This window comes from Thermostilla marina (assembly GCF_054657455.1).
Genome location: NZ_BAAHYR010000001.1, coordinates 4,062,944 through 4,077,415 on the forward strand (window position 1 = coordinate 4,062,944; position 14,472 = coordinate 4,077,415).

Annotated in this window: 8 protein-coding genes; all 8 read right to left on the bottom strand. The window is 60.2% G+C overall.

The window, feature by feature from the left end; genetic code table 11:
- Positions 1-13: 13 nt before the first annotated feature.
- On the bottom strand, positions 14-2,473 hold the full coding sequence (locus tag ACYQ2I_RS14770; protein ID WP_460167793.1) for a DUF1549 and DUF1553 domain-containing protein: 2,460 nt from the start codon (positions 2,471-2,473) through the stop codon (positions 14-16).
- Between the two features lie 93 nt (positions 2,474-2,566).
- Entirely contained in the window at positions 2,567-5,005 is a 2,439-nt protein-coding gene (locus tag ACYQ2I_RS14775) for a PPC domain-containing protein (protein ID WP_460167794.1), read from the bottom strand.
- A gap of 45 nt (positions 5,006-5,050) precedes the next feature.
- Positions 5,051-6,376 (bottom strand): DUF1501 domain-containing protein, encoded by a 1,326-nt coding sequence (locus tag ACYQ2I_RS14780; protein WP_460167795.1) that lies wholly within the window; start codon positions 6,374-6,376, stop codon positions 5,051-5,053.
- A gap of 510 nt (positions 6,377-6,886) precedes the next feature.
- Positions 6,887-7,744 (bottom strand): bifunctional DNA-formamidopyrimidine glycosylase/DNA-(apurinic or apyrimidinic site) lyase, encoded by an 858-nt coding sequence (gene mutM / locus ACYQ2I_RS14785; protein WP_460167796.1) that lies wholly within the window; start codon positions 7,742-7,744, stop codon positions 6,887-6,889.
- Between the two features lie 60 nt (positions 7,745-7,804).
- Positions 7,805-10,867, bottom strand: a complete 3,063-nt coding sequence (locus ACYQ2I_RS14790) for a valine--tRNA ligase (RefSeq protein ID WP_460167797.1) — start codon at positions 10,865-10,867, stop codon at positions 7,805-7,807.
- On the bottom strand, positions 10,842-12,488 hold the full coding sequence (gene cimA / locus ACYQ2I_RS14795) for a citramalate synthase (protein ID WP_460167798.1): 1,647 nt from the start codon (positions 12,486-12,488) through the stop codon (positions 10,842-10,844). Before cimA ends, ACYQ2I_RS14790 begins: the two co-directional genes overlap by 26 nt.
- Positions 12,489-12,841: 353 nt before the next feature.
- Entirely contained in the window at positions 12,842-13,573 is a 732-nt protein-coding gene (locus ACYQ2I_RS14800; protein WP_460167799.1) for a pyridoxine 5'-phosphate synthase, read from the bottom strand.
- A 169-nt stretch (positions 13,574-13,742) separates the two neighbouring features.
- Complete coding sequence (locus ACYQ2I_RS14805) at positions 13,743-14,150, bottom strand: GlcG/HbpS family heme-binding protein (RefSeq protein ID WP_460167800.1); 408 nt, start codon at positions 14,148-14,150, stop codon at positions 13,743-13,745.
- Between the last annotated feature and the right edge of the window lie 322 nt (positions 14,151-14,472).

Below are 14,472 nucleotides of genomic sequence, written 5' to 3' on the forward strand. Positions count from 1 at the left end.
GTTACACGCCATGTCAATGATTGAACATGAACTCGCGAGAGTTCAGAATCGCCCAAAAGACGTCCTGCAACACCGGCACGGGATTTTCTGCGCCGGCAAGCAACGCGGTAAGTTTTTCGCGTTCTTCGGCAGTCGGCTTTCGCGTCAAGCAGCGAATGTACAATCGCTCGATGACTCGCTCGGGCGTTTGCCCCTCCGCCAACCAGCGGTCGATCAATTTGCCGTTGCGGATCTTGTTTTCGACGGTCGTGCCGTTGAGCAGGTGAAGGGCCTGTGACAGCGTAGGATCGGTCCGAACGTCGCACGCACATACCGTGTCGCGCGGCGAACGCCCGAAAGTCGTCAAGAAGTAATTGCTGGTCGTACCGTCGGCGATTTGAACCGCACGGGCACCCAGCGGCAAACCGCGGAACTTCTCGGGCGATTCGGTGACCTGACACACGCAATCGAGCATGATCTCGGCCTGCACGCGACGCACCAAAGCCCGTGAAAAGTTGCGTTCGTCGTCGGCGTTCGTCTCGTTCGGCACGCACGACCGCTGGTACGTATTCGACAAGCAAATGTCGCGGACGAGCTTCTTGATATCGTATTTGTATTCGACCAACTTACGGGCCAGCGCATCGTACAACTCGGGATTGCTCGGCGGATTGCTGATGCGCACATCGTCGACCGGATCGACGATCCCCTTGCCGAAAAAGTGCGCCCACACACGGTTGGCGACATTTCGCGAGAAGTCGGGACACTCGTTCGATGTGATCCATTCCGCCAAAACCTTTCGGCGGTCCTTGCCTTGGGTATCGGGCGTATCGCCGCCGAGGAATTTCGGTGCCATCGTACGGTTCCCGACGGGATGCCGCACCTCGCCGGCCCCGCGATTGAAGACGATCGTTTCCCGGTAATCTTCGCCTGTCTTCCTTCCAATTTGCGAAAAGAACGCCGCGAAGCTGTAGTAGTCGTCCATCGTCCATCGATCGAACGGATGGTTATGGCACTGGGCACATTGAATGCGGCGACCCAAAAACACCTGGGCCACGTTTTCAGCGGTCTTGAGGGTGTCGGTTTCGACCTGGTAGAAGTTGGTCGCCGGATTGGTAAACGTCCCGCCGTCGGCCGCCAGAATTTCCCGAACGACTTCATCGAACGGTTCACCCGAGGCGATCTTTTCGGTCAACCACTGCGAATACAAGTACGTCGATTTGTAGCTGACCTGGTTGTTCGACCGCACCATCAACACTTCGGCCCATTTCATGGCCCACAATTCGGCGAATTCTTTTCGAGCCAGCAGCCGATCGACGAGCTTTGTCCGCTTGTCGGGCGAGGTATCGGCCATGAATTCGGCGTATTCATCTTCGGTCGGAAGCAACCCGACGACATCGAGGGTCACGCGCCGCAAGAATTCTTCGTCGGAACACAATCCGCTGGGGCGAATACGAAGCTTTCGCAACTTTTCGCCCACCAACTCGTCGATGTAATTGACCGGTTTCTCCGCCACCGTTTCGAGCGCGGCATCCTCCGGCAGCACCAACACTTGGGTACCGACCGATTTCGTATCGAAGCGGGCCAAAATGAAAGCCTCACCCCGGTTGGCCGCCGACACGATACCCGCGGGATCGACGGGCACGGCATAGTCGTTGTTGCTCACAAACAGCGTCAAGGGCGTCACATCGCGGTCGGTGCCGTCGGAATAGTGCGCCCTGACGACCATCCGCTGGCTTGCGCCCTCGCCTTCGAGCACGATTTGTTTGGGAAAGACCTCGATTTTCACGATGGACGCGACGTCGCCCGCGTCGGCCGGTGCCCCTTCGGCAAGCCATCGAAACAACGTTTGATAGTACTCGCTTTCCGGTTCGAAGCGTTTCCCGCCGGTATGTTGCACGGCGCCGATCGCCTTTTGCAGCAGCAGGCTTTCTTCGGGCACGGCCAGATTGACGCGGCGGAAGGGCACCTCGCGGGTAATCCGGAAGTAGTCGCCTTCGGGATCGAAACCGAACAGCGACAGGCGAAACCCGTCCTTCCCGCTTGCCGCACCGTGACAACCGCCGGTATTGCATCCTGCCCGCATGAAGACGGGCATGACATCCAAACGAAAACTCAAGGGCCGTTCCTGCGCCGCATCCACCACCTGCACGGGCACGGTCAATGATTGCCCGGCATACGAGACTTGCAACACGGTGTCGCCGTCGGCCAGCGGATACAGCGTGTTCCCCTCACGGCGCGCCTTCGAAGCATCGGCGAGAATCACCTCGGCCGCGTCGGTCACGTCGAGCGTCACACCGTCGGTCCGCGTCGCCACGACGATGAACGATTGCCGGTCGGCCGCCGTTTCGAGCCGAATGCGATCAGGCGGGTAGACGGCCAGCGAGGCGATTTCCGCCGCCGATGTTCTCTCCGCAGCGGCAAGCCCAACCAAAATCGTCGCGGCAAGCAGCGGCACGATCGCTTTTCCCATCGAGAACTTTCGTCGTGGGATCATCCTTCTCTCCTCCGCCGTCGCGGCGCTTTCGTAAGACGGTTCGTTTATTTTCGCTTTTCGCATCGATTCTCAATTCGCGGCGGCACTGCGTGTTCAAGGATTATTCCCTTGCTGTGCCCTCTCCAGCCGCAGTTGCTCCAACCGGCTCAGCGGCTTTTCGGCCGGCTCGGCAGGTTCAGGCTTCGGCTGCGGCTTCGGTTTCGGCTGCGCCGCCGGTGCAGGACGCGGCTTTTGAATGCGCAACGTGCCGCCTCGCAGCATATGCACGATCGGTTCGCCGTCTTGGGTGATCGTCACGCGACACACCAGCGACTTGTGCAATCCGACGGGCGCCTTGTCGTCGCTCGTCAACGAAAACACGCACTGCTTCGACTGGGCGTCGATTTCCTGCGGTTCGGTCGTGATTCCGCTCGGCAACCCCAGCAATTCAACCTTCGCCTTACCCTCGAAGGGCGTCTTCACGTCGACGGCGATCGGCAGCGAAATCGTCTGACCGTGCTCGATCGCTGCTTGCGGATAGGTGAACGCGACGAACGGAGCCGCCGTCTCGAGGTCGACGAGTTGAGTCGAAATGAGAATCGGCCCGTCGCCGGTATCGAACCGTCCCAACGCGACGATCTTCCAGGTCCCGACCGCAGCGCTCGGATTCGCCGTCAACGGCATGACGACCTCTTTTTTCCCCTTGGGAATCGTGACGGAAGCCGGGGCCGATACTCCCGGCGGCAGCGACAGCATCTGAATCGTCACCGGTCCGTCGAACCCCTCTTGATACTCGGCCGCAATCTTCAGTCTCATCGAGCCGCCCTGCACGATCGGCACCTTCGGCGGCACGATGCGAATCACACACGGCACGGGTTCGACCACCGCAGTCGCCGCTCGGTCTTGGCGGTATTCCCAAATCTCGCGATTGTTTTGACCGCGCACCAACGAGGTGCGTTGCAACAATCGGCCGCGAATCTCCCGGTCACCGACATGGGCAAGACCTTCCAAACCGGCCAACGCTGCGGTAAGCGGGGCATCGTCGGCAGCCGTAAACAAGACCGCCGCGTTCGGTCGGCCGTTGGGAATCGGTACGATCTCGGCCGAAACGCCGGCGGGCAAGTCTTTCCACGCGGGTGTCACGTCGCCGCCGAAATCCTCCCGTGTCGCCGACACCAACACAGCCAATCGGTTTCCGCACGGAACAGCGATGGTGACGTCTTGGTACTGCGTGCGTTCGGGTAGGCCCATCGTCAGTTTCGGGGCGACGGGTGCGACTTCAATGCGATAGACGAAGTCGTCGCCCCCGCGGAACAGATGATCTCGAATCCGTACGACATATTCCCCATCCGCCGGCACGTTCAGCCGGTAGTAACTGTCGGGCGAGCCCGAATCGTCGTTACTACCGATCGACTTGCCGTCGGCGGAATGGACGGAAAGGACACTGTCGAGCGGACTCCGTAACGCTCGCGCAAACACGCGGATATCCAGTCGCTGGCCTTTTTTCGCCGCAAATCGAAAGTGATCGACGTCGCCTTCTTTTTCGATGACGCCCGCGAACCCGGCCGGAATCGTTGCAACCGTCGCTTGGCCGATACCGTCATTCGGCTCCTGCTCCAAAGCATTCGGCAATTCGTTTACCCGTAGGTAGACCGGCGACGGCGCAAACAAACCGTCCTGCTCGGGAAAATGCCCCCACGTTTCGTCGCTATCGGTCGGTAACACGAGGTCGGCTTCCCAGGCACCGGCCGCATCACCCAAATAACGGACGTGCACCGTTTCTCCGGCTTTGCCGCCGGGCGGAAACACCGCGGTCGGCCTCGGAAAACGCCCCACGTGCAAACGGTATCGGCATTGATTCGACCCGCGGAACGAGCTTTCGCGTACCTGAATGATGTACGTGTCGTCCTTGGGCACGACGACCCCGCAGGCGGCGTCTTGACGCGCAAGCGGCGTGTCGTCCGACGACGCCAATACGAAACGTCCCCGATCGAGAATTGCCACCGCCGGATCGAAAAACGTCAGCCCCAGGCGTACGCCTTCGATCTCGACGTTGAGCCGTTCCCCAGCCTTCGCTTCGACGGCGAAGTAGTCGACGTCTTCTTCGACGACGACACCGTGAACGGTCACGTTCGATTCGATCGGTTGTGGTTGGGCGAAGTCATTGTTGGGCTCTTCTTCATCGACGATCGGATACGGCCCCACATGGAACGTCATCAAGTTGCTGATTCCCGAGGCGGTGCGGACTCGCAACCCGTGCTCGCCGAACGGGCAGTCGTCGGCAAGCTTCAAACGACATTGCAATCGCGAGGCGTTCTTCTCGACGATTTCTTCGAGGGCAATTCCCGGCTCGTAGAGAAACAAGTCTTCGGCGTCGGCGAGTCGGGCGCCGCCGATGGTCAACTCGACGGTCGTCCCGCGTTGGCCTCCCTCGGGAAGAAGTCGCGTAATCTGCGGAGATGCGGCAGTCGCAAAGGTTGCGCCCGCCAATACCGAAAAGACAGCGAGCACCGCACAAGTCCACGGCCTACCGTCGGTCTTCCACTGCCACATGGGATTCCTCGTTGATCATGAAGCGAACGTACGTGTTTCGGCGTGTCAGCCGAACAACCCTTCGCGGACCTTGCCGCCGCGGACGATGTTGATCGGCCGATTGCCCGGCCCGACCAGGCGTTTCTCGTATTCGATGCCCAACTGGTGATAGATGGTGGCGAACAGGTCTTCCGGCCCGAGCGGGTCGCTTTCGGGTTCGGCCGCGGTCGCATCGGAAGCCCCGAAAATTTTTCCGCGAGCGAAAGCTCCACCTGCGAGCAAGATGCTGAACACCTTCGGCCAATGGTCGCGTCCTGCGTTGCCGTTGATTTTCGGAGTCCGCCCGAACTCGGTCGAAAGCATGACGATCGTCTCGTCCAGCAATCCGCTTGCCGACATGTCGGCGATCAGCGAAGCAACGGCCTGATCCAAAGCCGGCGCAAGTCGCTGCGTTCCGGGAACGATCTGCTGATGGAAATCCCACCCACCGTACGTGACGGTCACCACGCGCACGCCTGCGGCAATCAAGCGGCGTGCCATCAACAACCGCTGACCTGCCTGGTTGCGCCCGTAGCGATCCCGGACGGCATCCGGCTCGGCCGCCAGATTGAACGCCTCGCGGGCTTTCTGCGAACTGATCATTTCGTATGCCCGCTGGTAAAACGTGTCCATCGCGTCTACCGCGTCGGACTTTTCGATGGCCGCGAAATGCGCGTTGACCGCATCCAAGGCCGAACGACGCCGGGCGAATCGTTCTTCATCGATGCCCGACGGCAGCGCCAGGTCGCGCACACGAAAACTCTCGCTTGCCGGATCGGCCCCCAACGAAAACGGCCCGAACGCCGAACTCAGGTATCCCGGCCCGGCGTACGGATTGGGCATGCTCGGCACACACACGTAGGGCGGCAGATTTTCCCGCGGTCCGAACTCGTGACTGACGATGCTCCCCAAACTCGGATACTGCACTGCGGCGCTCGGGCGATACCCGGTGAACATATTGTGCGTGCCGCGTTCGTGAGCGGCCTCGCCGTGCGTCATGGAACGAACGATTGTGACTTTGTCGGCCACTTGCGCCGTCTTGGGAAACGCTTCGCTGAACAGCTCGCCCGTGTTCGTCTTCACCGTCCCGAACGAACCACGATATTCGAGCGGGGCATACGGTTTGGGGTCGAAGGATTCCTGCTGTGCCATTCCGCCCGGCAGGTAGATGTGCAACACGCTCTTGGCCTTTCCGAACGTTCCGCCCGAACCGGCCGGCGCGCCCAGCACCTTCGACTTCATTCCCAAAAGGTCTCCGAGCGTCATGCCCAGCACGCCCAACGCACCGACGGTCAAGAACTCCCGTCGATTCGACTGGAACAACGTGTTTCCGCGACATCGCTGGATTTTCACGATTCACTCTCCTCTCTGCCGGAGCGAAATTCAGAACTCGATTCCCGTCGCTCCTTAGGGCTTATTTCTCCGTCCACGGCAAAAATCACCCCGCGCGCTCGCGTGCGTACCGAGGTGGTGCGTGAGCCGAGGTGCAAGACGAAACGCGTCGTTCGGGAGCCTTCGATTTCCCGCAGACCACGTCGGAGGGACCATACCGAGGACATACACTGACTGCTACAGGTGGGACCGGTGGAAGGCGAGTTCGGCCGACACGACCGAGGCAAACGGCCGCTCTGTGCCAATTTGCACTGACAAAATTGTAACTACCCGCGCAACCGACGCAAGCAAATTCCTGATGTTTCAAACCTTAAGCGCCCGGGCGCCGCGGGACATCCCCCGAACGAGTCGATCCCCGCAGCCCTCAATCCCAATGAGAACAGCAGGAAGCCTTTCCAGGAAATTGGACCGCACAGAAGCCACCGGACACTTCTCCAACGCCGCTTCCGCAGGCGATGGCTCAACCGGCGGTCAGCCGTTTCTTCTTGGTAGTCGCTGGCAAACTGGGCAAAAGAACGTCGAGCGTTGCGACTGCACAATCCGTTGGATCTTGCCGCGATTGCATTGCAGACACCGCTCGCCGGCGCGTCCGTAGACCAAGAATTCCCGCTGAAATCGGCCGGCTGCGTTGTCGGGGGTGGCGTAGGCACCATCGCTCAATGTGGAACCTTGCAACTCGATCGCGCGATGCAAAACGGCGATCAAGGCGGCATGCAGCCGCTTCCACTGCAACGGTTTCAAACGACAACAAGGAATCGCCGGATGGATCTTCGCACGATGAAGTGATTCCGAAGCATAGATGTTGCCGACGCCCGCCAATGCCTTTTGATCGAGCAACGCGGTTTTCACCGCAGACCGCCGCGGCGCCAATCGACGCCGGAACTCTTCGCACGAAATCTCGAGCGCGTCGGGGCCGAGCTTCGACGGCCCGAGTGCAATCGACAAGTCCGTTGCGGACAAGAGCGAGACGACTCCTAACCCTCGCACGTCGCGAAAGACGACGCGGTGACGTCGACGAGCCGGTCCCTCGATCTCCAGTTCCAACCGAACGTGCGAAAACGTCTGCGATGGATCGAGCATCACGCGACCGGTCATGCGAGGCTCGATCACCAGTCGCCAATCTTCCTGCAACGCCAGCACGACGCGTTTGCCGATCCGCAGCACGTCTTCGACGCGAAGCCCCTTCACACGCGATGCGAGCCGAGGAAACGCCGGCCGATAGGTAATCGACTGCAATCGGCTTCGCGGTCGTCGCACGCCGATGATCCGACCGCCCACAACCGGCCGAATGCCGCGACACATCGTCTCGACTTCGGGAAGCTCAGGCATCGCATCGCGTCCGAAAATGCCGGCGTCGTCGGGAGACCGAACAAACGGGCAAACGCCCGATTACACCCCGCCTAATTTGGCCAAGACCGCTTCGGCGGCCGCCTTTTGTTCTTCGAGTCGGCGAAGCGTTTCGCGTTCCTTTTCGACGACCTGTGCCGGAGCACGCGTCACGAACTGCTCGTTGGCGAGCTTCTTTTGCTTCGCGGCGATGAGCGGTTCGAGTTTCGCGAGCTCCTTTTTCTGGCGTGCGATTTCGGCCTCGCGTTCCTCGTCCGAAAGACGAACGAGGACTTCGACACCGTCGAGCACCGCCGCCGAAGTCGTCAGCCCCTCGGGATCGACTTCGCCGAGCGACACAATCGACGCGGTCGCCATTGAATGGAAGTAGGACCGCATCGGCTCAAGCAACGCGGCGGTTTCTGCGTCGCACCGAATCTCCACTTCCAATACCCGCGACGGTGCAATACCGTTTTTCATTCGGTATTCACGCAACGATCGCAACAACTGCTCGAAGCGCTTGAAACGCGCTTCGTTTTCGGGATTGATGTGCGCTTCGACGACTTCCGGCCAGCGGGCAATCATGATGCTTTCGGCCGCCTCCTGCGGTGCGGGAAGGCCGCGTTTCGGCGCCGTTGCCGCCAAGAGCTGCCACACTTCTTCGGTCAAGAACGGGATCATGGGATGCAACAGCCGCAACAACACGTCGAGCGCATGGGCCAGCACGCGTTGGGCGGTGGGACGTGTCGACTCATCCCGTAAACGCAGCTTGACCATCTCGACGTAGAAGCTGCAAAACTCGTCCCACGCGAAGTCGTACAGTGTGCGGGCGGCCTCGGCATAGCGAAAGCCGTTCAACGCCTCTGTGACCGAGTTGGTCACACCGGCCAATCGGCTGAGCAACCAACGATCTTCCAGGGCAAGGTCGTCGTCGGCAACCGTGCCCGGCGTGAATCCTTCGAGGTTCATCAAGCAGAAACGGGACGCATTCCACAACTTGTTGCAGAAGTTGCGAGCCAACTCGAATCGTTCACTGACGACCGGTCCCCGTTTCAACGCTTTGTCTTCGGGCTTTTCGGCCCATTGCGTCCCGAACGGTTCCTTGCAGGCAGGACATTCGATTCGCGGCAAGATGCGGTTTTCGCGCGTCTGCTCCAACAGGTGACCGCAATGCGGGCATTCGAAGCTCACCGGCATGCGAACGTCCTGCGTTTCGGTCGTCATGATTGCCAATCCGAAACGCAGCGAGTCGGCCCCGAACTTTTCCATGACGTCTACCGGGTCGACACCGTTGCCCTTCGATTTCGACATCCCCTCGCCGTATCCGTCGAGGATCTTCGGGTGAATGTACACGTCGTGGAAGGGGATTTCGCCGGTGTTGTACAGCCCGGCCAGGACCATTCGGGCGACCCACAGCGTGATGATGTCGCGACTGGTGATCAGCACGCTGGTCGGATAGAAGTACTTCAGTTCCGGCGTCTGTTCGGGCCATCCCAACGTCGAATGGGGCCACAACGCCGAACTGAACCACGTATCGAGAACGTCCTCTTCGCGGGTGAGTTCGTGGCCGGGAATCGCGTCGGGCTCAAGTTCGCCTTCGCGAACACAAATCAGCCACTGGTCGTATTCTTCGTCACGTTGCCAAACGACGTCGTCGCGGCCGGCAAAGGCCTTTTCGAGCTCTTCTTCGGTCGCCGTCTTGCAGTACCAAATGGGGATTTGATGCCCCCACCAAAGCTGCCGACTGATCGGCCAATCGCGTTTTTCCGAGAGCCAGTCCAAATACCCTTTGGCGTAACGGGCGGGAGTGATCTTCACGCGACCGTCGGTTACCGCGTCCATCGCCATTTGGGCGAGTTCGTCCATGCGGACGAACCATTGATCGGTGAGCAACGGCTCGATCGGCGTCTTCGAGCGGTCCGAATGCGCCAGGTCGATCGTCCGATCTTCCACCTTCTCGAGCAGCCCCAGACGGTCCATGTCGGCTACGACGTTTTCGCGGGCTTCGGCGATCGTTTGGCCGACATACTTGCCCGCATTCTCGTTCAACGTGCCGTCGAGGTTCAAAATATTGATCATCGGCAAGCCGCAGCGCAGGCCGACCTCGTAGTCGTTGGGATCATGGGCCGGCGTAATCTTCACGCAGCCGGTACCCATCTCGGGCTTGGCCCACTCGTCTGCGATCAAAGGAATGGGGCGATCCATCAGCGGAAGCTTGACCTTGCGTCCTGCCAGGGCCATATCGCGCAACTGCACCAGCCGATCGAGCATCGCCTTCCGGCGTTCGGCAAGCGCATCGAGTTCGGCTTCGATCTCGGCTTTTTCCTTTTCGGGGGCCGATTGCAGACGCTTTTTCAGCTCGGCTTCAACCTTGTCGAGCGCCGCGGCAGGATCGGGGTGGACCGCCACCGCCGTATCGCCGAGCATCGTTTCGGGCCGCGTGGTGGCAACCGTCACGTATTCCGGCTCGCCGGGCTGCGGATCGATCACCGGATACCGGAAATACCAAAAGTGGCCCGGAACCGGTTCATGGAACACCTCGTCGTCGGAAACCGTCGTTTGCAGGTGTGTATCCCAGTTGACCAAGCGGCGACCGCGATAGATCAACCGATCACGGAACAAGCGGAAGAACGTGTGCCGCACGGCGCGGGCGCAGATGGGATCGAGCGTGAACCGCGTCCGTTCCCAATCACAACTGCATCCCATGCTCTTCAATTGGCTGAGGATGCGGGCTTCGTAGGCGTCTTTCCATTGCCAAATGCGTTTGACTAGCCCTTCACGCCCGATGTCGTGGCGCGTAATCCCCTCTTCTTGCAACAGACGACGTTCGACCACGGCTTGCGTGGCGATGCCCGCGTGATCCGTGCCCGGCATCCACAACGTGCAATATCCCTGCATGCGGCGCATGCGAATCAGGATGTCTTGCAGCGTGTTGTTCAGCGCATGCCCGAGATGCAACGCGCCGGTCACGTTCGGCGGTGGAATCACGATCGTAAACGGTTCGCGATCGGGATCGGGCTCGGCGTGGAAATACCCCTTGGCTTCCCACTCTTTGTACCAACGAGCCTCGGCGGCTTTGTGATCGTATTGTTTGGGCAGCTCAGGCAGGGATGGTGTTCCCGACATGGTCGGCTGATCCTTCCGTCTGTTTGTTCGCAGCTTCGGTGTTCTCGACGGCGCGGTTCGCCTGTTCTTCGTCTTTACACAACTTGTATTCGTAGGCGTCGACCAAGGCGATCCAACTCGCTTCGACGATGTTTTCGCTCACGCCGACGGTGCCCCACGTATCGTGCTCGTCGCGTGATTCGATCATCACGCGAACGCCCGCGGCCGTACCGGCTTCGGAGTTGATCACCCGGACTTTATAGTCCACCAATTGCATCTTCGCCAGGGTGGGGAAGGTGCCGTTGAGTGCCTTTCGGATGGCTGCATCGAGCGCGTTGACCGGGCCGTCGCCTTCGGCCACTTCGTGCCGAATTTCGTCCCCCACGCGAATCTTTACGGTGGCCTCCGTCACGATTCGGCCGTCCGATTCCATCTCGATGTTCACACGATACGACAATCGCTCGAAATGCGGCGTGAAGGTGCCCGCACAGCGTTTCACCAGAAGATCGAACGACCCCTCGGCGGCCTCGTACTGATAACCGGCGTGTTCCATCGAAACGACCTTGGCCAGGATCTTGTCCATCAATTGCGGCGTCGTCTCGATATTGCGTTTGGTCGCCAACGCCACGATATTCGACCGGCCCGACAGCTCGCTGACCAAGATCCGCCGCTCGTTCCCCACCAACGCGGGATCGATGTGTTCGTAACTGGCGGTCGTGCGGGCAACACCGCTGACGTGCATGCCGCCTTTGTGCGCGAAGGCGCTTCGTCCTACGAAAGGCTGATTGTTCCGCGGCGGCAAATTGACCGTCTCAAAGACAAACCGAGAAAGCTCGGTGAAGTGCACAAGCGCCCCGGGCTTGAGCACGTCGTACCCTTTTTTCAAGGCGAGATTGGCCGCCACCGAGATCAAATCGGCGTTGCCGCAGCGTTCGCCGAAGCCGTTGATCGTCCCCTGAACCTGCGTTGCGCCTGCATCGACGGCCGCCAGTGAGTTCGCCACGGCCAAATCCCCGTCGTTGTGACAATGGATACCGACCGGTACGGAAACGGTTCGCACGACGTGCCGAACGATGTCGGCGACTTCTTCGGGAAGGCTACCGCCGTTCGTATCGCACAACACAACCGCCGAGGCCCCCGCCTCGGCTGCCGTTTCGACGGCCAGCAAGGCGTACGGCGCGTCGTACTTGTACCCGTCGAAGAAGTGCTCGGCATCGAAGATGACCCTCCGCCCTTGGTCGACCAGATACCCGACCGTATCGGCGATCATTTGCAGATTTTCCTCGCGATCGGTCTTGAGGACTTCGGTCACCTGAAACAAAGACGCCTTCCCCACGATCGTGATGGTCGAGGTGCCCGAGTCCAACAGGGCCTGTAATCCGGCATCGTCTTCGACCTTCTTCCCCTTGCGGCGGGTCATCCCGAACGCAGCGACGGTCGCGTGCTTCAGATTTTCGTCTTTGATCTTGCGGAAAAATTCGCAATCCTTCTCGTTCGACGCCGGGTAGCCGCCTTCAATGTAGTCGAAGCCCAACTCGTCGAGTCGCTTCGCCAGCAAGACCTTGTCGTACGGCGAAAACGAAACACCTTCGGCCTGGGAACCGTCTCGCAAGGTGGTGTCGTAAAGTTCGATGCGTCGCATTGGAAAGGGTCCTCGCTCGAAAAACGGCGGCAGCCGACAAAAGCCTCGCAACGTCGTGTCGAAAGGTCCCGCCCCGGAAAGCTCAAAAACAAAAAGCCCCGGGGTCTTTTCGGGACCTCGGGGCTTTCGGCTTTGTTCGTAATTCTGCCGCGTCCGCCCTTGCGGTCCCTCTCAGCCAATAATCACGATAATGCCGATGACGCCGACGGCGCCACGATCGATTACCGTGTTGACCGGAGGAACGAGAACGGACATGACGACAGCCTGAAATCTCCCTCAAAATTCAAAGCACAAAAGAATACCCGATGCAAAGGGCGAAGTCAACCGATCCCCTCTAAATAAGTAGACTTCGCTCACCGGTGCGATGCCGCACGCAGCATGATCTCTTTCATTTCGCGAACGGCTCTTTCCATGCCCACCATGATCGCGCGGGCAATGATACTGTGGCCGATGTTCAATTCGCGCATGTCGGGCAGGCCGGCAATCGGCGCGACATTTCGATACGTCAGGCCGTGCCCCGCGTGCAGGGCCAGTCCGCATTCGCGAACATGCTTTGCCGCTTGAGCGATTCGTGCCAACTCCTTGTCGCGTTCTTCCTTGGTCGTTGCGTTCGCATAGCAACCCGTGTGAAGCTCGACGGCGTCGACTTTCAATTCCGCGGCGGTCTCAATCTGCTTGGGATCGGGATCGAGGAACAGGCTGACCGAAATCCCCGTTTCGCCGAGCCGTTCGACCGTCGCTTTCACCTTCTCTTGATTGGCGACGACGTCCAAGCCGCCCTCGGTGGTCAGTTCTTCCCGGCGTTCCGGCACCAACGTGGCCTGATCGGGCCGTACGCGGCAAGCGATATCGGTGACCTCGGCCTCGCAGGCCATTTCAAGATTCAGCTTGACGGTGACCGTCTCTCGCAGCAACCGCAAATCACGATCCTGGATGTGCCGTCTGTCTTCCCGCAAGTGAATCGTGATCCCGTCCGCCCCCCCCAGTTCGGCCAATGAGGCCGCCCAAACGGGATCGGGTTCGTAGGTTCGCCGTGCTTGCCGCACGGTCGCCACATGGTCGATGTTCACCCCCAACTCGATCATCGTTGTCACACTCGCTCGAAAATGGGTTGCAGAACGCCAAGCCCGTCGCACCGGCCGCCCAAACGACCGATTATATCCCTGCTTCGGACCCTCACAAGAAAGCCCGAGACGTCGCACCGTCGGACGGCGCGACGTCCCGAAATATCCTTGCCGGTTCCTGGCGACCGATTCAGCCCTGAAGCGCCGCGGCCCCGGCTTCGGCCACGGCGTGGTCGTTTTCGACCGTGCTGCCGGACACACCGATCGCTCCGACGATCTCGCCCGCGGCGTTCTTCAACGGCACACCGCCGGGGAAGGTGATCAACCCGCCGTTGGAATGCTCGATCCCGTACAGCGAACCACCCGGCTGCGACAATTTGCCGATCTCGCCGGTCGGCATGTCGAAAAAGCGAGCCGTCCTGGCCTTGCGGACGGCGATGTCGATGGATCCCAGCCACGCCCCGTCCATCCGGACAAACGCCTTCAAGTTCGCGCCGGCATCGACGACGGCGATATCCATCTTGGTTCCGATCTCTTCTGCTTTGGCCACGGCCGCGGCGACGACCGCCTGAGCTTGTTCCAAAGTGATGTCCGCCATGTTCTTCCTCCTTCGGTTGGGTCCAGTGCGATCCGGGATCGGGGTTCCGATGTCACTTCGCGTACAGGATCGCGACGATTCCAAACACCGGTTTGGGGGCAATTGTTGCACTGCCCGGCAGACGGTCAACCCCCGAGGGCAAAGCGCGGACACAATAAAGGAACACCGCGTCAAGAAAAAGGCAAGCCGAGCGGTCCCACCTGAGCCGCTCGGCTCAACCCCTTCGCGGAGGTAGCGATGAAGGTACCATCACACCCAAGCGGTGGTCTCACCCATTCAAGTGAGCCCCGGCAGTGGTGTGTCACGACCGTTCTTATACGTG